An 18,477-nucleotide genomic window follows, 5' to 3' on the forward strand; every position below is an offset into this window, starting at 1 on the left:
CCCCGCCGAGGCGCCGTGCGCCTCGAAGGAGCCCTCGACCCCCGCCTGACGCGGGCCCACGGGCCCGGTCACGTCGGCGCGCCGCGGCCACTGCCGCCCCCGTCACTCGGCGGCCCCGCGAGGGGGTGCCGCCGGCTCCCCGGGCTCGACCCGGCCGCACGACAACCCGCCCAGTCGACCGAACCGACCACCGAGGCGCCGTACGACCCGCACGAAGGAGCCGTCCGGCGGATCGGCTCGGCGCGCGGGCGCGCCCTCCCACGACGGCCGGGGTCAGGCCGCCCCGTCACGCGGCGGCCCCGCGCGAGGGGGCCGCCGGCTCTTCCGGCTCGGCTCCGCCGGCGAAGGCTTCTCGCAGGCGCCCGGATCCGCCGCCGAGGCGCCGTGCGCCCCGGACGAACAGCACCCACGCCACCGCGCACTGCACCGCCATCGCGAGCGCCAGCGCCAGGCACACGCCGGGCAGGCCGAGCCCCGACAGCCCGTAGGCGAGGGGGAGCTGGAGCGCCGTGCCGAGCAGCGTCACGCGCAGCAGCACCGGCGCTCCCCCGCTGCCCTCGAAGACCCCGCCCAGCGCGATGAAGCAGGCCATCAGCAGCAGGTACGGCCCGACGCAGCGCAGGAACAGCACCCCGGCGTGCGCGACCTCGGGCCCGGCGCCGAAAGCGGCCATGACCCAGGGGCCCGCGGCAGCCAGCAGGACGACGGCGACCCCCGCGACCGCCCCGGAGAGCAGCACGGCCTCCCGCCCGATGGCCCGCCGCTCGTCCCGGCCCGCGCCCCGCGTGTGGGCGGTGTGGATCGACGCCGCCTGCCGCACGGAGTAGAACGCCATGGTGGCGACGTACATGACCTTGTACGCGATGGCGTAGGCGGCCACCGCCGTCACGCCGAGCCGCGCCACGATGGCGACCAGCACCAGCGCCCCGCCCTGGCGGACGGTGAAGTCGGCGGACATCGGCAGCCCGGTGGTGAGCGTCCGGCGCAGGGCCCTGCCGGTCCCCTCGGCCGGCCGGGCGGAGGCGGCCGTGCGCAGCAGGGCGTTGCGCCGCAGCACGAGCAGCCCGGCCGCCAGCGCCACGCACCGGCACAGCACGGTCGATGCGGCGGCGCCGCGCACCCCGTAGAGGTGGATCAGGAACGGGTCGCAGACGAGGATCAGGCCGTTGGCGAGCAGCGCCAGCCGCATCGGGGTCCTGGTGTCCCCGGCGCCCTTGAGGATGCCGTCGACGAGGTTCTGTGCGAAGAAGACGGCGATGCCCGGCAGGGAGATCGCGAAGTAGGCGGCGGCGAGCGGGACGGCCGCCCCGTCACCTCCGCCCAGCACCAGGCGGGCCAGCGGCTCGCGCAGCAGCAGCCCCGCCGCCACGACCACCGGCGTCACCAGCGCACACAGCGCCCAGCCGCCGCGCACGGCCGCCCGGACCGCCCCCGGGTCCCGGGCTCCTCTGGCGTGGGCGACCAGCACGGTCGTACCGGAGGCGAACACCAGCGAGACGCCGAGCAGCACGTTCTCGGTGTTGGTCGCGACGGCCACGGCGGCCACGGCCGCGCCGCCGAGCCGGGAGACCCAGACGGTGTTGATGATCCCGGCGGCGACCGTGGCGAGGAGCGAGAAGTAGACCGGGCGGGCGAGCGTGACGAGCTGCCTGCGATGCGCGTTCATGAGACGACCCCCTCGATACGAGCTACCTCGATTAGAGGTAGCTCGATAAGAGGTACCATGGCGTCATCGGGCCCGCAAGGAGGGAAAGACGTTGCTGGAGCTGTCGATCCTCGGCTTCCTTGCCGAACAGCCGCTGCACGGCTACGAGTTGAAGGAGCGCATCAAAGCGCTGAGCGGCCACGTCCGCCCGGTCAGCGACGGCGCCCTCTACCCGGCCCTCAACCGGCTGGTCGCCGCCGGCAAGCTCGACCAGCACACCGAGCCCGGCGCGAGCGCGGCCCCGCGCCGCATCCTCTCCCTCACCGCCGAGGGCCGCGAGGACCTGCTGGAACGCCTGCGCCACCCCAAGCAGGCGGAGATCACCGACCAGGTCCGCTTCAACACGGTCCTGGCGTTCCTGCGCCACCTGCCCGACCGGCGGGAGCAGGCGGCCGTGCTGCGCCGCCGGCTGGACTTCCTCCAGACCCCGTCCAGCTTCTTCTACGACGGTGAGCGGCCGGTGCGCGCGGAGGAGGCGGACGACCTGTTCCGGGAGGGCATGCTGCGGGTGGCGCGGGCCACGGGCGAGGCGGAGCGGACCTGGCTGCGGGAGGCCGTCGACCGCCTGGAGGAAGGCGGTTGAGAGGGCCGCGGCTCAGCCGAGCTCGGTGCGCAGATAGTCCCGCCACTGCTCGGTGAACTTCTCCGGCGTCGTCCCGAGCACCGTCCGCATGGCGCCCTCGACCGACCCGTCGCGCACCTTGTGGTCGCCGACCGCGCGGTAGAACTCCCCCAGCCGCACCTCGCCCCATCGGGCGGCGATCAGCCGGCAGGCCAGCCAGCCGCCCTCGTAGGCCTGGGCGAGCTTGGTCGCGTCGCCGCTGAAGCCGAAGTCCTTGTCGCTCGGCAGGGCCGACGGCACCTGCCCGTCGTCGACCGCGTGCGCCAGCTCGGGCGCCGCCTGCACCGGGGTGCGGCCGGTGCCGAGGTAGCCGATCCAGTCGGCGTACCCCTCGGACAGCCACAGCGGCGTGGCGGGGGTGGTGTGGGCGCGGGTGGCGACATGGGTGGTCTCGTGGGTGAGCACGACCTGCTTGCCGAGGGGGCCGAGGAGGGCGTACGCGTCCGGGTTGACGATGACGCGGTCCGCGGGCGCGCTGGGCGGGCCGCCGACCTCGCCCGTGGTGACCGCCGCGATCCCCCGGTACTGGGAGGCGGGCGAGCCGAGCAGTCCCGCCATGCCCTGCAGCGACTTCGGCGCCTCGACGACGACGCGCCGGGTCCAGTCGGTGCCCCACGCCCCGGACACGGCCGGAACGGCGTGGTCCGCGAGGTCCGCGTACATGTGCAGCTGCTCGCTGGAGCGGCCGGTGCCCAGGACGAGGCTGCGCCTGCCACGGACGACGGTCACCGCGCCCTGGTCCCACAGCTGCTGGGGGGCCTTGGCGGCGGGCACGTCCCGGCTCACGGACCACTGCCCGCCCGGGCGCCGGGACAGGGTGAGGGTGCGGCCGACGGTGACGGGGGCGTTGTCGTAGCCGAGGATGCGGTAGCGCAACTCGGCGTCGGCGGTGGCCCCGTCGCCGCTGCGGTGCAGGCCCGTCACCCGGTACGACCAGGAGGCGAGCGGCACCCCGCGCAGGTTCTCGAACCAGCCGAGCGCGCCGGTCCTCAGGAAGGCCGCGCGGTCGCGGTCGAGGACGGCGGTGGAGCGCCGGTCGAGGACGCGCTGCAGGTCGGCCCGGCCGCTGTCGTCGGCCGACTGCCCGGCGCAGGCCGCCAGCCAGACGAGCAGCAGCACCAGCGCCACCGCCCGCCACCTCGACACCCGCCCACGACCGGCCACTTCCCGATCGTAAGGCGGATTCGGCGCCGTGGTCAGACCCTGGTGACGGACGACACCGGCATCATGTTGACGGGGTCGTAGCGCACGGGGGCACCCGGATAGGGCGCGTGGATCACCTGGCCGTTGCCGACGTACATCGCCACATGGCTGGCGTCGGACCGGTAGACGACCAGGTCACCGGGTTGTGCCTGGGAGAGCGGCACCTGGTGCCCGGCGAACCGCTGTTCCTGCGAGGTGCGCGGCAGATGGACGCCGGCGTGCGCGTACGACCACTGCATCAGGCCCGAGCAGTCGAAGCCGGAGGGGCCGGTGGCGCCCCACACGTAGGGCTTGCCGAGCGCGGAGCGGGCCGCGGCGATGGCGGCGGCCGCACGGCCGTCGGGCGGGACGACACCGCTGAGGTCGGGGATGTCGTCGCGGCCGGAGCGGGAGGCCCGGCCGTAGGCGGCGCGTTCCGCGTACGGCAGGGAGTTGAGCAGTTCGCGGGCCCTGGCGAGCTTGTGCTCGACGGTCCTCTTGTGCGAGATGACTGCCTTGCGGCTGCGCTCCAGTTCGGCGAGCTTGCGGGCGGCCTCCGCGCGTTCCTGGGCGAGTTGGCGCATCGTGGACTGCAGGTCCTTGAGCTGCCCGGCCTGGCGGGCGCTGATCCGGTCGAGGACGGAGGCCTTGTCGAGGTAGTCGGCCGGGTCGTCCGAGAAGAGCAGGGCGACGGTCGGGTCGATGCCGCCGGAGCGGTACTGGGCGCCGGCCAGCGAACCGAGCTCCTCCCGCATGGAGTTGACGCGCAGCTGGCGGCGGGCGATCTGGTCCTGGGCGTCGCGCACCTGGCGGCGCAGGGTGTCGACGGTCTCGTCGGCCTTGTCGTAGGCCTGGGTGGCCTTCTCGGCCTCCTCGTAGAGACGGTCCACCTCGGCCCTGGTGTCGTCGTGCGGCGCGGCGTTCGCCGGTACGGCGCCGAGGGCGGCGGCCGCGGCGGACAGGACACACAGAGCGGCGCCGGCGCCCCGGTTGAACCCGGACGACGGTGCAAGGCGGCGATGGGACCCCACGCGACCCGCGCTCCTTCCGTTGGCGACAGGGACTGCCTCCCCGCGCTGCGGGGAAACGCGGCAGACAGTAGCCCCGCGGAAGGGCCCCGGCCAAAGACCCCCACGGCCACACACAGTGACGCCCCGCCTCTGACGCAGGTCATAGGCGGGGCGTGGGGTCAGCGCGGGTTGTCGTAATTCGCCCGTTCGGGGGCCGAGTGGTGACCGGAGGGACGGGTTACCGGTGTCAGATCCGGACGCCGAACTGGAACGGCATGTTGCCGATCGACTCGTAGCGCACGTTGGTGCCGGTGCGGGGGGCGTGCAGGACCATGCCGTTGCCGGCGTAGAGGCCGACGTGGTGCTGGTCGCTGTAGAAGATCACGAGGTCGCCGACCTGGAGCTGGCTCTGGCTGTAGATCCTCGTGCCGGCGTTCGCCTGCTCCTGGGACGTGCGGGGGATGGTGACGCCGGCCTGGGCGTAGGCCCAGGAGGTCAGGCCCGAGCAGTCGTAGGCGGCGGTGCCGGTGGCGCCGTAGGAGTACGGCTTGCCGATCTGGGTCTGGGCGGCGTGGAAGGCGGCGAGGGCCCGGCCGGAGGCGGCCGGCGTGTTGCCGAGGTCCACCCGCTGGCTCGCGCTGCGGCTGGCCCGCTGGTCCGCGGCGGCGAGGGCGGCGCGCTCGGCGGCGGTCAGGGAGTTGAGCAGCTTCTGCGCCTGGGCGAGCTTGCCCTGGACGTCCTTCTTCTGCGCGGCGAACGCGGCGCGGGTGGCGGCGAGGTCCTTGAGCTTGTCGGAGGCCTCGGAGCGCTGCTGCGCGAGCTCGCGCTGCTTCTCCTGGATCTTCTTCAGCGCGTCGACCTGCTGGGCGCTGAGCTGGTCCATGGTGGACGCCTTGTCCAGGTAGTCGTCGGGGTTCGACGACAGGAACAGCTGGACGGAGGAGTCGATGCTGCCGGTGCGGTACTGCGCGGCGGCCGCCAGGCCTATGGAGTCGCGGAGCTCGTTGAGCTCCTCCTGGCCGCGGGCCACGTTGTCCTGGATGGTGGAGATCTCCTTCTGGAGCTTCTCCTGCTTCTCCTTGGCGCCGTTGAGCTTCTCGGTGGCCTGCTCGGCCTGCTCGTAGAGCTTGTCGACCTTCGCCTTGACCTCGTCCTTGGAGGGCTTCTCGCTCGGCGCCGCGTTGGCGGCGTTGGCGCTGAAGGCAACGGCTGCAGCGGCTGCTGTGGTGAGCACGGTCACGCGCGCTCGGCTCGGCTGCTTGGGTCGACGGTGGGACGCCACGGAGGTGAACTCCTTCTTTTGAGTGATCACCCGCTCGGAGGTTCGAGCCCAGACCCTAGTGACCTACTCGTGATCAGTTCAAATCCTCAGGAGCAAAATCTCGTCACGGCATGCATTCTTTACACACAACTCACATGCAGTGATGCGCGGTTGACACTACGTTGCGTGACGATACCGCCAATTCGGTCATTGAGCCCGCAACTTCGACCTTCAGGACAGCCGCCGCAGAAGCATGGCAGACGCGACCGGCCGGGCGCCCGCCCGGGCCACCCCGTCGGCGACCTCCCGGTCGGTGGAGGCGACGATGACCGGCCGTCCCGGCGGCTCGGCGCGCACCAGCTGGCGGATCAACTCGTCGGCGGTGACGCCCGGTTTGGAGAACAGCACCCGCACGCCCCGCGGCGGCGCCAGCAGCACGGGAGCGGCCAGCTCGGCCCCGTCGAAGACGCAGGTCACCTCGGCGCCGGTCTGCGCGGCCAGCTGCGAGAGCTGCCCCAGCAGCCTCAGGCGCTGCTTCTCCAGCGGCATCTGGGGATAGCCGGTCTTGGTCACGTTGTAGCCGTCGACCACCAAGTGCGCCTGCGGCAGGGCCAGGAGCTGGTCGAGAACGGCCGGATCGTGCTCGGACAGGGCGCGCGCTGCGATGTCCTTCGGGGTCATTCGTCCCGGTTCGACCGCGTCCACGGTCTCCGCGGGCCGCACGGACACCGGAGGCAGGGCCAGTTCACGCCGCAGACCCTGCGCCGCGTCCAGAACGGTGTCCAGAAGCAGACGGACGCGCATGTCCTCGACACTGCGCCCCTCCCGCGCTGCTTTGCGCGTGGCCTCCAGGGCCGCCTCCGCCTCCCCGAGCCGCGCCTTGAGCCGCCGGGCCTCGGTCTCGGCGAGGGACACCTGCGCCTGCCCCTCGGCGCGCACGGCCTCCATCTCGCCCTGCACCTTGCGCAGGGCGGCCTCGCCGCGCTTGACGTCGCTGAGGGCGGCCCGCAGCTTGCGGTGAAGCGATTCCGCTTCCTTCTTGGCCGACTCCAGCTCCAGGCGCAGCCGCTCGGTCTCGGCGCGCGTCTGGTCGCGGGCGGCGGCGAGCTCCTCGCGCAGCCGCTCCAGCTCGGCCCGGCTCTCCTCGTCGGCGCGCTCGGCGTCGGCCCGCTGGGCCTCCTCGCCGGCCGCGGTCACCAGCTTCACCCAGCCCGCGGGGCGCAGCACATAGGCCGCGGCCGCCACGTCGAGCGGATCCGCGGCCGGGGGAGGCGAGCCGGAGTCGAGGGCGCCGGCGAGCTCCGGCTGGGCCTCTCTCAGCTTCTCCCCGATACGCTGCCTGAACAGCGGTTCGGTCTCCAGCGCGGCCGCCATGGCGTTGCCCGCGAACTTGGCCCGCCGGTTCGGGGCGAAGCGGGCGTACTGCCTGAGCTGCGCGGGCAGTTCGGCGACGGTCAGCGAGCCGAACCCGTCGGAGACGATCTGCACGACTCTGCGGCGCACCCCGTCGGGCAGCGGACGGTCGAGCACCTCGGCGGCGCCGTCGCCCGGCCCCCCGCCTTGTGTCTCCACCATCCGTCACACCCCATCACCTGTGCGGGGCCGCTCCGCTCAGGAGTCGGCGCCCGGCCTGTCCACGAGTTCCACCTGATCCACGGCGTTGCACCAGCGGCAGCGCACCGACTCGATGGTCTCACTGACCACCTCGCGCTCCTCGACCTTCGGCTCACCGGCGAGGTCGAGGTGGACGTACTCGACGACCTTCGACGAGCGGGTCACGTCGAAACGCGTGAGGTTGCCGCAGAGGGTGCAGCGCCACCGCGTCGTGGCGGTCGGCAGGGGAACCGTCATCGTGACTGTGCTCTTCCTTCTAGTGTCCGTGACGCGCCAGCTTCCCTGACACGTGTGGCCGTAACCCTACGGCCTGGCGGCGGCCTGCCGCTGGTCCGTCCACGGCGGCGAGGCGGTCTGTGCGGCTGCGTCCTGTTACGTCATGCTCTGTCCATGATCGGCAACCGGAGCACGACCGTCAGCAGATCGTTCCGGCATCCCTCGGCGCCGGTGACCTACGCGCTGATCGCGCTGTGCTGCCTGGTCTTCGTGGCCGGCCCGGCGGCGGGCCTGAACCCCGCCTACGGCTCCGGTGACGCGCTCCTCGCCGCGCAGCGCGCCTATTTCCACCGCTGGGGCGTGGTCCCGGCCGAGCTCTTCGCGGGCTCTCCCCGGGCCGCCCTGACGCCCGCGACGGCCCTCTTCGTGCACGGCAGCTGGGTGCACCTGCTGGGCAACATGCTCTTCCTGTTCGTCTTCGGGGTGATGACCGAGGAACGCATGGGCCGCGTGCGGTTCACCGTCTTCTACGTCGCCTGCGGCTACCTGGCCCTGCTGGGCTACGCGGCGGCCAATTCCGCGTCCGGGCAGTCGCTGGTCGGCGCGTCCGGGGCGGTCTCGGCGGTCCTGGGCGCCTTCCTGTACCTCTTCCCCGGAGCCCGGGTCACAAGCCTGCTCCCGTTCCTCTTCTTCCTCCCGCTGCGCTTCCCCGCCTGGGTCGTGCTGCCCTTCTGGGCGAGCCTGCAGTGGCTGGCGGCGGGGCGGGCGCCGGACGGGCCGGGGGTGGCCTACCTGGCGCACCTGGTGGGCTTCGGGCTGGGCTTCGTCTGCGCGTGGGCGGGTGTGCGCCGTACGACTAAAGTGAGGGCCGCCCCAGCTCCGGCCCCCGAGGGAGAGAACCAGCCGTGATCACCGCGATCGTCCTGATCAAGACCAGCGTGGACCGGATCCCCGAGATCGCCGAGCGGATCGCCGGGCTGGACTCCGTCAGCGAGGTCTTCTCCGTGACCGGCACCTACGACCTGATCGCGATGGTGCGGGTGCGCCGGCACGAGGACCTGGCGGAGGTCATCCCGGGTTCGATCAGCAAGATCCCCGGTGTCGAGGCCACGGACACGCACGTGGCGTTCCGCACCTACTCCCAGCACGACCTGGAGGCGGCGTTCGCGATCGGCCTCGACTCCTGAGCGCCGCCCGCCGACCCCGTCAGACCGCCGGCACGCAGCGGCCGTCCTGCGTCCGGTAGGTCCACTTCGCGCCGGCGCTCACCAGTTCCTTCACGGCGCCGACGAAGCGCTCGACGTGCTCGTCCGGGGTGCCCGCGCCGAAGCTCACCCGGATCGCGTTCAAGGACTTCTCCCCCGGCGCGGCCTCGGGGGCGCCGCACTCGCCCTGGGCCCGGGGGGCGGAGCCGAGCAGGGTGCGGACCAGGGGGTGGGCGCAGAAGAGGCCGTCGCGGACGCCGATGCCGTACTCGGCGGAGAGGGCGGCGGCGAAGTGGGAGCTGTTCCAGCCCTCGACGACGAAGGAGAGGACGCCGACCCGCTCGGCGTCGTCGCCGAAGAGGGAGAGCACCTTCACCTGCGGGACCTCGGCCAGACCATCCCGCACCTTGCCGATCAGGTACCGCTCGCGGGCCACCAGGGAGTCGAAGCCGGCCTCCGTGAGGGCCTTGCAGGCCGACGCGACGGCGTAGGCGCCGATGACGTTCGGGGAGCCGGCCTCGTGGCGGGCCGCGCTCTCGTGCCACTCCACGTCCACTCCCCCGTCCTCGCGCCGGGTGACCTTGCGGCTGGCGCCGCCGCCCGCGAGGTAGGGGTCGGCCGCGCGCAGCCAGTCGGCACGGCCGGCCAGGACCCCCGCCCCGAACGGGGCGTACAGCTTGTGGCCGGAGAAGGCGACCCAGTCGACGTCCAGGTCACGGACGGACACGGGGTGGTGCGGGGCGAGCTGGGCGGCGTCCAGGACGATGCGGGCGCCGTGCGCGTGGGCCGCCGCGGCCAGCTCGCGCACCGGCCACAGCTCGCCGGTGACGTTCGAGGCGCCGGTGACGCAGACCAGGGCCGGGCCGTGCGGGTCGTGCTCGGCGAGGGCGCGCTCCAGGGTCTCGACCGCCTGCCGCGGGGTGCGCGGGGCGTCGAGGTAGGTGACGTGGGCGTCCTGCCAGGGCAGCAGGCTCGCGTGGTGCTCGGTCTCGAAGACGAAGACCCGGCAGCCGGCGGGCAGCGCGCGGGCGAGGAGGTTGAGGGAGTCCGTCGTCGAGCGGGTGAAGACCACCTGGTCGTCGGCGCGGCAGTCGAGGAACTCGGCGACGGTCTCGCGGGCGTTCTCGAAGAGGTCGGTGGACAGCTGGGAGAGGTAGCCGGCACCGCGGTGGACGCTGCCGTAGTACGGGGCGTAGGCCGCGACGTCGTCCCAGACGCGCTGGAGGGCGGGCGCGCTGGCGGCGTAGTCGAGCGCCGCGTAGGTCACCTCGCCACCGGTGACGAGCGGGACGGTGACATCCCTGCCCAGAACGGGCAGAGGGGTGCAAACGGTCTGGGCGGAGGCAGCGGTGGAGACGGACATGGGTACTCCCGTGACAAGAGAAGAGTGAAAAGGGGCGTGCGGAGGCGGGGCTCGGCGCCCTATCGCATTCGCTTGCTCACGGAAGACTCCCTCGGAGACCAGGACCCCTGGTGTGCGAGGGGTCCGCGCTTGCCGTAGACCTCAGTGCCTACGACCTGGTCCTCACCCGGGGCACCCCGCCACGGACGGAGGGTTGCCGGACAGTCGGCCGGGGCCTCATGACTGTCACTCATGACCTGATACAGGAACGTACGTGAAGTGATCGCGGTCCCGCAACCCGTGTCCGGATGACGGGACCGCGCTCGGCACCCGCTCTACGCGTTGCTGGCCGCCACCCAGCGCTCCAGGGCCCGCTTGGCCGCGCCGGAGTCGATGGACTCGGCGGCCTTCGCCATGCCGGCCCGCAGCTGGTCGGCCAGCGGGGCCTCCGTCGGCTCCAGGGCCACCAGGGCGGCCGCCGAGTTCAGCAGGACGGCGTCCCGTACGGGGCCTCTCTCGCCGTCCAGGAGCCGCCGGGCGACCTCCGCGTTGTACGACGGGTCTCCGCCCCGCAGCGCCTCCACCGGCACCAGGTCGAGGCCGACGTCACGGGGGTCGAAGGACTCCTCGGTGACCTTGCCGTCCCGGACGATCCACACTCGCGACGTGGCCGTCGTCGTCAGCTCGTCGAGACCGTCGTCGCCGCGGAAGACCAGGGAGGAGTTGCCGCGCTCGGCGAAGACGCCGGCCACGATCGGCGCCATGCGCGGGTCGGCCACGCCCACCGCCTGGGCCCGCACCTTGGCGGGGTTGGTCAGCGGGCCGAGCGCGTTGAAGACCGTGCGGATGCCCAACTGGCCGCGGGCGGCGCCCACATGGCGCAGCGCCGGATGGAACTTGATGGCGAAGCAGAAGGTGATCCCGGCCTCCTGGGCGACCTCGGGAACCCGCTTCACGGGCAGCTCCAGGTTGACGCCCAGCTTCTCCAGGACGTCGGACGCCCCGGACGCCGAGGACGCGGCGCGGTTGCCGTGCTTGACCACCCGCGCGCCGGTGCCCGCGACGACGATCGAGGACATGGTGGAGATGTTCACCGTCTTCGCGCCGTCGCCGCCGGTGCCGACGATGTCCACGGTCGGGCCCGGCACCTCGATGACGTTCGCGTGCTCGTACATCGTGCGGACCAGGCCGTTGATCTCCTCGACCGTCTCGCCCTTGGCCCGCATCGCCACCACGAAGCCGGCGATCTGCGCGTCGGTCGCCTCGCCGCGCATCATGAGGTCCATCGCCCAGGCGGTGTCGTCGGTGGACAGGTCCCGGCCGGTCAGCAGGCCGTTCAGCAGCAGGGGCCAGGAACGGCCCGCCGCGGTGTCGCCTCCAGCGGGGGTCACAGCGCTCATGGGGCCGCTCCTGATGGTCGTAGACATGTCGTGGATGTGACGCAGTGTGTGCCCACCCTATCCAGGCCGGGGCATCGCGAAGGGCCCCCGTCCGGAGATCGGACGGGGGCCCTTCGGGTGCGCGTGGCGAGCGCAGCGATCAGTGGTGGCCGTGGCCGCTCGTGATCTCCTTGTACTCCTCGACGGTCGGCTTCGGAATCTGCGACTCCTCGCCGTAGTACGCCTCGCTGAGCTTGGCGCGCAGCTTCTGGGAGCCCTTGACCTTGCGCTCGACGCCGTTCTCGTCGACCGCCGGGCCGAGCTCGAGCGGCTTGTACTGGTCGTGCGCCGTGAGGGTGTGCAGCGCCTCCTGGCTGAGCGGCTCGTGCACCTCGATGAACTCACCGTGCGGCAGGCGCTTGATGATGCCGGACTCGCGGCCGTGCAGCACCTTGTCCTTGTCCCGGCGCTGCAGGCCGAGGCAGATCCGCTTGGTGGCGACGAAGACGAGCACCGGCACCACGAAGAAGCTGACCCGCACGAACCAGGTGATCGCGTTGATCGACAGGTGGAAGTGCGTGGCCCACAGGTCGTTGCCGCCGCCGACGAGCAGGACGAAGTACCAGGAGATCCACGCGGCACCGAACGCGGTACGCGTCGGGGCGTTGCGCGGACGGTCCAGGATGTGGTGCTCGCGCCGGTCGCCGGTGACCCAGGCCTCGATGAACGGGTAGACCGCGATCGCGACCAGGACCAGCGGGAAGATGACCAGCGGGATGAACACGCCCAGGACGAGCGTGTGGCCCCAGAGGTTGATCTCCCAGCCCGGCATCGTGCGGATCAGGCCCTCGGAGAAGCCCATGTACCAGTCGGGCTGGGCGCCGGTGGACACCTGGTCCGGACGGTAGGGGCCCATGGCCCAGATCGGGTTGATCGAGGCGATCGCCGCGACGGCCGCGATGACACCGAAGACCAGGAAGAAGAAGCCGCCGGCCTTCGCCATGTACACCGGCAGCAGCGGCATGCCGACGACGTTGTTGTTCGTCTTTCCGGGACCCGCGAACTGCGTGTGCTTGTGGTAGAAGACCAGGATCAGGTGGCCGACCACCAGGCCGAGCATGATGCCCGGCAGCAGCAGGATGTGGATCGAGTAGAAGCGGGCCACGAAGTCGCCGCCCGGGAACTCGCCGCCGAAGAGGAAGAACGACAGGTACGTGCCGACGACCGGCACGGACAGGATCGCGCCCTCCATGAAGCGGACACCGGTGCCGGAGAGCAGGTCGTCCGGGAGCGAGTAGCCGGTGAAGCCGGTGAACATGCCCAGGACGAACAGCAGGAAGCCGAACAGCCAGTTGACCTCACGCGGCTTGCGGAACGCGCCGGTGAAGAACACGCGCATCATGTGCACGAACATGCCCGCGAGGAAGATCAGCGCGGCCCAGTGGTGGATCTGCCGGATCAGCAGACCACCGCGCACGTCGAAGGAGATGTGCAGGGTCGAGTTGAACGCCTCGGACATCATCTGGCCCTGCAGCGGGATGTAGCTGCCGTGGTACTCCACCTCGTTCATCGACGGGTGGAAGAACAGCGTCAGGTACACACCCGTGAGGATGATGATGATGAAGCTGTAGAGGCAGACCTCACCCAGCATGAACGACCAGTGGTCGGGGAAGATCTTGCGCATGTTGGACTTGGCCAGGGAGTAGATCCCCAGACGGCCGTCGGCCCAGTCGGCGACGCGCTCGCCGGCCGGCGCTTTGCCGCGCCTGGCCTCGGTGGTGTGGTTGGTGCTCATCCGCGCTCCCAGAAGGCAGGACCGACGGGCTCCTCGAAGTCGCCGAGCGCTTCGAGGTAGCCGTCACTGTTCACGCCGATGCGCAGCTGCGGCAGGGCGTGACCGGCGGGGCCGAAGATCACCCGGGCACCGTCGGAGAGGTCGAAGGTGGACTGGTGGCAGGGGCACAGCACGTGGTGCGTCTGCTGCTCGTACAGGGAGATCGGGCAACCGACGTGGGTGCAGATCTTCGAGTACGCGACGATGCCCTGGTAGGACCAGTCGAGCTCCTGCTTGTCCTTGATGTTCTCCGGCTGGAGCCGGACGATCATCAGGGCAGCCTTGGCGATCTCGGTCTGGAAGTTCTCGTCCTTCTCCTCCAGGCCCTCGGGCTTGGCGAAGGTCAGCGAGCCGACCGCGACGTCGGAGGGACGCAGCGGCTCGTTGGTGTTCATGTTGACGAGGAGCTTGCCCTTGGACCAGAGCGTGTGGCGGAGCTTGGTGCCCGGCAGCGGACCCAGGTCGCGCAGCAGCATGACGCCGGAGAGCGGGAACAGGGCCAGCGCGCCGAACATCGTGTTGCGGATCAGCTTGCGACGGCCGAGCGCGGACTCCTTGGCACCCTGCTTGAAGTCGGCCATGACCTTGGCCTTGACCTCGGGCGAGGCCTCGATCGGGTGCCGCTCGTCGGCGATCTCCACGTCGGACATCAGGGTGCGGGCCCAGTGGACCGCGCCCGCGCCGATCGCGAACAGGGCCAGACCGAGGGTCAGGCCGAGCGCGAAGTTCAGCGCGTTGATGTGGCCGATCGGGAAGACGTAAATGGCCTTGTCGTGCGGGATCGCCACGTAGGAGGCGATGAAGCCGACCGTGGCCAGCATCGACACCGTGAACAGCATGGCCACCGTGCGCTCGGACCGCCGGGCGGCCCGCTCGTCGATGTCCTGGATCCGGTGCTCGTGGGGCGGCAGGCCGGGGTCGGCGAACGGGTCCTTCTCGTCCGCGATGCCTACGGCGCCGTGCGCGTCCTGCTCAGCGGGCAGGTTCTCTTCTGGAATGTCTTGGCTACTCATGACTTCTTGGCCTTTGCGGTCCGAGCGGCGACCCAGACGGCGACCGCGATCAGCGCGCCGAGTCCGAAGATCCAGGCGAACAGGCCCTCGGAGACCGGGCCGAGTCCGCCCAGCTCAAGGCCGCCGGGGCTCTCGGTGTCGTCTCCGTTGACCGCGTTCAGGTACGCGATGATGTCCTTCTTGTTCTGCTCCGACAGCGTGGTGTCGGGGAACGACGGCATGTTCTGCGGGCCGGTCTGCATGGCCTCGTAGATGTGCTTCGGGGCGACACCCTCGAGCGGAGGCGCGTACTTGCCGTGAGTCAGCGCACCGCCCTTGCCGGTGAAGTTGTGGCACTGCGCGCAGTTGGTGCGGAACAGCTCGCCACCCTTGGCGATGTCGGCGCCGTCGGGGCCGTACTGGGCCTTCGTCGGGACGGACGGGCCGGCGCCCAGGGAGGAGATGTACGCGGCCAGCTGGTCGATCTCGGCCTGCGTGTAGATGACCTTCTTCTTCGGGATCTGCGCGCCCGGCTGCTGGGCCGGCATACGGCCGGTGCCGACCTGGAAGTCGACGGCCGCGGCGCCCACACCCACCAGGCTCGGACCGTCGGTGGTGCCCTGACCGCCGGTTCCGTGGCAGGTTGCGCAGCCCACGGAGTAGAGCTTCTTGCCTTCGTCGATGGCAAGGGACTGGGCGGTGTCATCGGCCTGCGCCTTGCTCGCGGGTGCGAACACGGCGTACAGCCCCCCGGTGCATGCCAGCGCGAGGAGTAGGACGACGAGTGCCGCCATCGGATGGCGTCGTCGTGCGGAGAGCTTTTTCACGGATTACCCCGGTGTCAGGATCTTCTGCGTCGATGCTTGTGGGTTGTGCGCCGCGCGGGCGCACGCGGGACGGGCCCCGCTACTTGATCAGGTAGATCGTGGCGAAGAGGCCGATCCACACGACATCGACGAAGTGCCAGTAGTAGGACACGACGATGGCCGCGGTCGCCTGCTCGTGGGTGAACCTCTTGGCCGCGTAGGTGCGGCCGAGGACGAACAGGAAGGCGATGAGGCCGCCTGTCACGTGCATGCCGTGGAAGCCGGTGGTCAGGTAGAACACCGAGCCGTACGGGTCGGAGGACAGGGACAGCCCGTCCTTCTTCACCAGCTCCGTGTACTCGTAGATCTGACCGCCGATGAAGATCGCACCCATGACGAAGGTGATGATGAACCAGCCCCGGAGCTTCTTCACGTCCCCGCGCTCGGCGGCGAAGACGCCGAGCTGACAGGTCAGGGAGGAGAGCACCAGGATCGTGGTGTTCGTCGCGGAGAACGGAAGGTTGAGATGGCTCGCCATCTCCTTCCAGTGATCCGGACCGGTCACCGATCGAAGGGTGAAGTACATCGCGAAGAGGGCCGCGAAGAACATCAGCTCGGAACTCAGCCAGATGATGGTTCCGACGCTGGTGAGGTTCGGCCGGTTGACCGACGGGTGCGCGTGCCCGGTATCTACTGTCGTTGCTGTCGCCACGACCGACATTATGTCGGTCGCTTATCCCGCCCTCACTCCGGGGGGTGCCGTTCGGAGTGTTGCTGCCGTCCGGACCGGTGTTGACGTGGTGTTGAACGGAGTAACATCCGCCGCAACGGGCCTTTCCGTACGACGCAGACGTCTCGGAGGAACAATGCAGCCGACCGCCACGGTGCTGGTCTACAGCGACGACTCCAACACTCGCGAGCAGGTTCGGCTGGCGACCGGGCGCAGGCCCGCGCCGGACGTCCCGGTGGTGGAGTTCGTCGAGTGCGCCACTCCGGCCGCCGTCATCAGTGAGCTGGACAAGGGCGGCATCGACATCTGCGTCCTGGACGGCGAGGCCGTGCCGATGGGCGGCATGGGCGTGTGCCGGCAGATCAAGGACGAGGTCTTCGACTGCCCGCCCGTGCTGCTGCTGATCGGCCGGCCGCAGGACGCCTGGCTGGCCACGTGGAGCCGTGCGGACGCGGCGGTGACGCTGCCCGTGGACCCCGTGGAGTTCGCCTCGGCCCTCGCCTCCCTGATGCGCGGCAGGAGCCTCCGGCAGAGCGCCTAGGGGCCCGGTGGCCCGCGGGGGCCCGGGGGCGCCTGGAAGCCCGGTCCTCCTCAGACGTTCTCCGGCCGCAGCCGGGCCCGCTCCGCCGGGCTCGGCCCGTCCGGTGTCCCGGCGACCAGCGCGCTGCCCTTGCGCCAGTTCGCCCAGGCCATGTTCCAGTCGCCGAAGCCGTTGCCGAAGGGCTCCATGGTGTCGCCCTGGGAGTTGACGACCTTGACGACGTCGCCCTGGCGGACGTGGTCGAAGAACCACTCGGCGTTGTCGGTGCTCATGCCGGTGCAGCCGTGGGAGACGTTCGCGTAGCCCTGTGAGCCCACCGACCAGGGGGCGGCGTGGACGTACTCGCCGCTCCAGGTGACGCGGGTGGCCCAGTAGACGGGCAGGTCGTACGAGTCCGCCGAGCCCTCGGCGATGCCGACGGTGGTTCCGCGCATACGTACGTACTGTTGCTTCTCCAGCACCACCTTGACGCCGTTGCGGGTGTCGAAGCCCGGCTTGCCGGTGGTGACCGGGATCTCCCTGACCTCCTGGTCGTTCTTGTAGAACGTCAGGGAGTGCGAGGCGGCGTCGGTGACGGCGATGACGCGGTCGCCGATGGTGAGCCTCAGGGGCTTGGACTTGTCGCCCCACAGCCGGTCGCCGATCTTGACGCCGTCGAGGTCGCTGCGGACCGAGACGGTGGCGTGGGCGGGCCAGTACTCCTTGGGCCGGTAGTGCAGCTCCTTGTCGTCCACCCAGTGCCAGGCGCCCTGCACGGCGGGCACGGAGTCCACCCTGAGGGCCCGTTCGACGACGGCCCGCTGCGCCTTGTCCGCGACCGGCTTGTTCAGCTTGGCGGTGATGGGCTGGCCCACGCCGTACGTGCCCGAGTCCGGGCCGAAGGCGACCGTCAGCCGCTTCTTGGTGGTCGGTCTGCTGGTGTCGAAGGCCAGGACCTTGCGGCCGGGCGCCCCGTCGCCGTCCTCGGTGCTCACGCGGAGCGTGTAGTGGGCGTTGGCGGCCAGCGGAGAGGTGCTGTGCCACCGGGTGCCGTCGGCGGAGAGTTCGCCCGTCACATAGCGCCCTGTGGCGTCCACGGCGGTGACGTCGGTGATGCGGCCGTCGTCGTCGCCGGCGGTGACCTCCAGCGGCTTGTCCGGGTCGGCCTTCTTCCCGTCGCCGGAGGGCCCGTTGAAGGAGATCTGGTCCGACGCGTCGTACGGCTTCGAGGTCAGCGGGTTGCCGCCGCTGCCGCAAGCGGTGACGCCCGCGCCGAGGGCGATCACCAGCAGCGTGCAGCTGACGACGGTGCGGGTGCGCGGAGATGTGTTCATGCCCTCGACGCTAGGGAGCGGGGTGGGCCACGGCGCGCCGGGTGAGGCGTACGGGGGAACGGCGCTGCTGCAAAAGAAGGAGCCCGGACCCTCCTGACGGAGTGTCCGGGCTCCTGACGCGTTCCTCGCGTGCTACTGGGTGCGGTTCTCACCGCGGTAGTACTCGAAGACCCAGCCGTACAGGCCGACCATGATGATCGGCGCCGAGAAGTACAGCAGCCACCAGCCGATCGCGACCGACAGGAAGGCCAGCGCGCCGCCCACGCCGAGAGCCAGCGGCTGCCAGCTGTGCGGGCTGAAGAACCCGACCTCGCCGGCGTCGTCCGCGACGTCGGCATCCCTGTTGTCCTGCGCGCCCACGTCGACCCGCCGGGCGGTGAAGCCCAGGTAGAAGCCGACCATGATGCTCAGGCCGAAGGCCAGGAAGAGGGCCGTGGTACCGGCCGGCTCCTTCGACCACACGCCATAGACGACCGCCATGACGAGCAGGAAGACGCTCAGCCACATGAACATCTTGCCCTGGATCTTCACTTGCCGGCCTCCTTGCCACCAGCCAGGGCCTTCTCACCGTGAGGCGCGTTCTCGAGCTGGTCGAGAGCGGCGATCTCAGGGTGGTGAAGGTCGAACGCCGGGGATTCGCTGCGGATCCGCGGCAGGGTGAGGAAGTTGTGGCGCGGGGGCGGGCAGGACGTCGCCCACTCCAGCGAACGGCCGTAGCCCCACGG

18 protein-coding genes, 1 pseudogene and 1 riboswitch are annotated in these 18,477 nt (G+C 71.0%); of the genes and pseudogenes, 4 read left to right on the forward strand and 15 right to left on the reverse strand.

The window, feature by feature from the left end:
• Window positions 1–286: 286 nt before the first annotated feature.
• On the reverse strand, window positions 287–1,666 hold the full coding sequence (locus tag M8J74_RS40610; protein WP_249841211.1) for an MATE family efflux transporter: 1,380 nt from the start codon (window positions 1,664–1,666) through the stop codon (window positions 287–289).
• Between the two features lie 91 nt (window positions 1,667–1,757).
• Between M8J74_RS40610 and M8J74_RS40615 the strand changes: the two genes are divergently transcribed.
• A complete protein-coding gene (locus M8J74_RS40615; RefSeq protein ID WP_249841212.1) occupies window positions 1,758–2,288 on the forward strand; it encodes a PadR family transcriptional regulator in 531 nt (176 codons plus the stop codon).
• Window positions 2,289–2,300: 12 nt separating this feature from the next.
• On the opposite strand, the gene M8J74_RS40620 is transcribed toward M8J74_RS40615, so the two are convergent.
• The 5 genes from M8J74_RS40620 to M8J74_RS40640 form a co-directional block, all read right to left on the reverse strand.
• A complete protein-coding gene (locus M8J74_RS40620) occupies window positions 2,301–3,491 on the reverse strand; it encodes a hypothetical protein (RefSeq protein WP_249841213.1) in 1,191 nt (396 codons plus the stop codon).
• A gap of 32 nt (window positions 3,492–3,523) precedes the next feature.
• Window positions 3,524–4,540 carry a C40 family peptidase gene (locus tag M8J74_RS40625; RefSeq protein WP_249841214.1) on the reverse strand — a complete coding sequence of 339 codons (1,017 nt, stop codon included), beginning with the start codon at window positions 4,538–4,540 and terminating at the stop codon, window positions 3,524–3,526.
• 226 nt (window positions 4,541–4,766) lie between these two features.
• Window positions 4,767–5,801 carry a C40 family peptidase gene (locus M8J74_RS40630; RefSeq protein WP_058925789.1) on the reverse strand — a complete coding sequence of 345 codons (1,035 nt, stop codon included), beginning with the start codon at window positions 5,799–5,801 and terminating at the stop codon, window positions 4,767–4,769.
• A 210-nt stretch (window positions 5,802–6,011) separates the two neighbouring features.
• Window positions 6,012–7,355: an NYN domain-containing protein gene (locus M8J74_RS40635; RefSeq protein ID WP_249841215.1), complete on the reverse strand. Its 1,344-nt coding sequence runs from the start codon at window positions 7,353–7,355 to the stop codon at window positions 6,012–6,014.
• Window positions 7,356–7,391: 36 nt separating this feature from the next.
• Window positions 7,392–7,631 carry a hypothetical protein gene (locus tag M8J74_RS40640; protein ID WP_009309707.1) on the reverse strand — a complete coding sequence of 80 codons (240 nt, stop codon included), beginning with the start codon at window positions 7,629–7,631 and terminating at the stop codon, window positions 7,392–7,394.
• A gap of 153 nt (window positions 7,632–7,784) precedes the next feature.
• On the opposite strand from M8J74_RS40640, the gene M8J74_RS40645 reads away from it, so the two are divergent.
• Both M8J74_RS40645 and M8J74_RS40650 read left to right on the forward strand, forming a co-directional pair.
• On the forward strand, window positions 7,785–8,519 hold the full coding sequence (locus tag M8J74_RS40645; protein WP_249841216.1) for a rhomboid family intramembrane serine protease: 735 nt from the start codon (window positions 7,785–7,787) through the stop codon (window positions 8,517–8,519).
• On the forward strand, window positions 8,516–8,797 hold the full coding sequence (locus tag M8J74_RS40650) for an Lrp/AsnC family transcriptional regulator (protein WP_058925786.1): 282 nt from the start codon (window positions 8,516–8,518) through the stop codon (window positions 8,795–8,797). The genes M8J74_RS40645 and M8J74_RS40650 overlap by 4 nt, the downstream gene beginning before the upstream one ends.
• A gap of 19 nt (window positions 8,798–8,816) precedes the next feature.
• Here M8J74_RS40650 and M8J74_RS40655 read toward each other — a convergent pair whose 3' ends face one another.
• The 6 genes from M8J74_RS40655 to ctaE form a co-directional block, all read right to left on the reverse strand.
• Window positions 8,817–10,178 (reverse strand): aminotransferase class V-fold PLP-dependent enzyme, encoded by a 1,362-nt coding sequence (locus M8J74_RS40655; RefSeq protein WP_249841217.1) that lies wholly within the window; start codon window positions 10,176–10,178, stop codon window positions 8,817–8,819.
• Between the two features lie 120 nt (window positions 10,179–10,298).
• A riboswitch (SAM riboswitch) is annotated at window positions 10,299–10,415 on the reverse strand.
• Between the two features lie 77 nt (window positions 10,416–10,492).
• Complete coding sequence (gene trpD / locus M8J74_RS40660; protein ID WP_249841218.1) at window positions 10,493–11,557, reverse strand: anthranilate phosphoribosyltransferase; 1,065 nt, start codon at window positions 11,555–11,557, stop codon at window positions 10,493–10,495.
• A 139-nt stretch (window positions 11,558–11,696) separates the two neighbouring features.
• Window positions 11,697–13,331, reverse strand: coding sequence for a cytochrome bc1 complex cytochrome b subunit (gene qcrB, locus M8J74_RS40665; RefSeq protein ID WP_058925783.1), 1,635 nt, complete (start codon window positions 13,329–13,331; stop codon window positions 11,697–11,699).
• Window positions 13,328–14,383, reverse strand: a complete 1,056-nt coding sequence (gene qcrA / locus M8J74_RS40670) for a cytochrome bc1 complex Rieske iron-sulfur subunit (protein ID WP_058925782.1) — start codon at window positions 14,381–14,383, stop codon at window positions 13,328–13,330. The genes qcrB and qcrA overlap by 4 nt, the downstream gene beginning before the upstream one ends.
• Window positions 14,380–15,189 carry a cytochrome bc1 complex diheme cytochrome c subunit gene (gene qcrC, locus M8J74_RS40675; RefSeq protein WP_249841219.1) on the reverse strand — a complete coding sequence of 270 codons (810 nt, stop codon included), beginning with the start codon at window positions 15,187–15,189 and terminating at the stop codon, window positions 14,380–14,382. Before qcrC ends, qcrA begins: the two co-directional genes overlap by 4 nt.
• A 79-nt stretch (window positions 15,190–15,268) precedes the next feature.
• Window positions 15,269–15,889, reverse strand: coding sequence for an aa3-type cytochrome oxidase subunit III (ctaE, locus tag M8J74_RS40680; protein WP_058925780.1), 621 nt, complete (start codon window positions 15,887–15,889; stop codon window positions 15,269–15,271).
• Window positions 15,890–16,034: 145 nt separating this feature from the next.
• Between ctaE and M8J74_RS40685 the strand changes: the two genes are divergently transcribed.
• Window positions 16,035–16,439: a response regulator gene (locus tag M8J74_RS40685; protein ID WP_058925779.1), complete on the forward strand. Its 405-nt coding sequence runs from the start codon at window positions 16,035–16,037 to the stop codon at window positions 16,437–16,439.
• Between the two features lie 50 nt (window positions 16,440–16,489).
• Here the strand turns inward: M8J74_RS40685 and M8J74_RS40690 are convergent, their stop codons facing one another.
• From M8J74_RS40690 to M8J74_RS40700, 3 genes and pseudogenes are all read right to left on the reverse strand, one after another.
• Window positions 16,490–17,752: a L,D-transpeptidase gene (locus M8J74_RS40690; protein WP_249841220.1), complete on the reverse strand. Its 1,263-nt coding sequence runs from the start codon at window positions 17,750–17,752 to the stop codon at window positions 16,490–16,492.
• Between the two features lie 132 nt (window positions 17,753–17,884).
• Window positions 17,885–18,283, reverse strand: a complete 399-nt coding sequence (locus M8J74_RS40695) for a cytochrome c oxidase subunit 4 (RefSeq protein WP_058925777.1) — start codon at window positions 18,281–18,283, stop codon at window positions 17,885–17,887.
• Window positions 18,280–18,477, reverse strand: a pseudogene (locus tag M8J74_RS40700) (aa3-type cytochrome oxidase subunit I); the annotation flags it as partial. The pseudogene M8J74_RS40700 and the gene M8J74_RS40695, both read right to left, overlap by 4 nt.

This window comes from Streptomyces panaciradicis (assembly GCF_023516615.1).
Taxonomy (GTDB): Bacteria; Actinomycetota; Actinomycetes; order Streptomycetales; family Streptomycetaceae; genus Streptomyces; species Streptomyces panaciradicis.